Genomic DNA, 1,775 nt, shown 5'->3' on the forward strand with positions numbered 1-1,775 from the left:
ACGATGCCGCGGGCGTCGAGGCCTGCGGCGGCGTACATCCTGGCGGGCTTGTCCTGGTCGATGAACACGTCGGGGAGCACCATCGCGCGGACCTTGAGGCCCTTGTCGAGGAGGCCGTTCTCGGCGAGCGCGTGCAGCACGAAGGAGCCGAAGCCGCCGATCGAGCCTTCCTCGATGGTGATCAGCACCTCGTGCTCGCGGGCGAGGCGGGTGACGAGGTCGAGGTCGAGGGGCTTGGCGAAGCGCGCGTCCGCGACGGTGGTGGAGAGGCCCCGCGCGTCGAGTTCCTCGGCGGCGGCGAGCGCCTCGGCGAGGCGGGTGCCGAGGGACAGGATGGCGACGCGCGAGCCCTCCTTCATCACGCGCCCGCGGCCGATCTCGAGGGGCACGCCGCGCTCGGGCATCTCGACGCCCACCCCCTCGCCGCGGGGGTAGCGCAGGGCGATGGGTCCCTCGTCGTGCGCGGCGGCGGTCGCCACCATGTGCACCAGCTCGGCCTCGTCGGCGGCGGCCATGATCGTCATGTTGGGCAGGCAGCCGAGATAGGCGACGTCGAAGGAGCCCGCGTGCGTCGGCCCGTCGGCGCCGACCAGCCCCGCGCGGTCCATGACGAAGCGCACCGGCAGGTTCTGGATCGCCACGTCGTGGACGATCTGGTCGTAGGCCCGCTGCAGGAAGGTGGAGTAGATCGCGCAGAACGGCTTGTAGCCCTCGGTGGCCATGCCCGCCGCGAAGGTCACCGCGTGCTGCTCGGCGATGCCGACGTCGAAGGTGCGCGTCGGGTGCGCCTTGCCGAACAGGTCGACGCCGGTGCCCGACGGCATCGCCGCGGTGATGGCGACGATGCGATCGTCGGCCTCGGCCTCGCGGATCAGCGATTGCCCGAACACCTTGGTGTAGGCCGGCGCGTTGGCCTTGGGCTTGGCCTGGGCGCCGGTGACGACGTCGAAGGAGACGACGCCGTGGTACTTGTCCGAGGAGGCTTCCGCCGGGGCGTAGCCCTTGCCCTTCTGGGTGACGACGTGGACGAGGATCGGCCCGCCCTTCGTGTCGCGCACGTTGCGCAGCACCGGGAGCAGGTGATCGAGGTTGTGGCCGTCGATCGGGCCGACGTAGTAGAAGCCCATCTCCTCGAACATGGTCCCGCCGGTCCAGAACCCGCGGGCGTATTCCTCCGCCCGCGCGGCCTTCTGCGACAGCCCCTTGGGCAGCTTGCGGGTGAGCTGCTTGGCCGTCTCGCGCAAGGAGCGGTAGGTCTTGCCGGAGACGAGCCGGGCGAGATAGGCCGACATCGCGCCCACGGGGGGCGCGATCGACATGTCGTTGTCGTTGAGGATGACGACGAGGCGCGAGTGCATCGCGCCGGCGTTGTTCATCGCCTCCCAGGCCATGCCCGCCGACATCGCCCCGTCGCCGATCACGGCGACGACGTCGTTGTCGCCCCCGGCGAGGTCGCGGGCCACCGCCATGCCGAGCCCCGCCGAGATCGAGGTCGAGGAATGCGCCGCGCCGAACGGGTCGTAGGGGCTCTCCGCGCGCTTGGTGAAGCCCGACAGCCCGCCGCCCTGGCGCAGGGTGCGGATGCGGTCGCGCCGGCCGGTGAGGATCTTGTGCGGATAGGCCTGGTGCCCGACGTCCCAGATCAGCCGGTCGCCCGGCGTCTCGAACACCGCGTGCAGCGCCACCGTCAGCTCCACCACGCCGAGCCCGGCCCCGAGATGCCCGCCCGTCACCGACACCGCGTCGATCGTCTCCGCCCGAAGCTCGTCCGCCAC

Annotated in this window: 1 protein-coding gene; it reads right to left on the bottom strand. The window is 71.4% G+C overall.

The genetic code is table 11. The features are described 5' to 3' along the window. The coding region (gene dxs / locus AB9M23_RS22530) for a 1-deoxy-D-xylulose-5-phosphate synthase (RefSeq protein ID WP_372426943.1) at positions 1-1,775 on the bottom strand (1,775 nt) is incomplete at both ends.

The organism is Salinarimonas chemoclinalis, assembly GCF_041514305.1.
Taxonomy (GTDB): Bacteria; Pseudomonadota; Alphaproteobacteria; order Rhizobiales; family Beijerinckiaceae; genus Salinarimonas; species Salinarimonas chemoclinalis.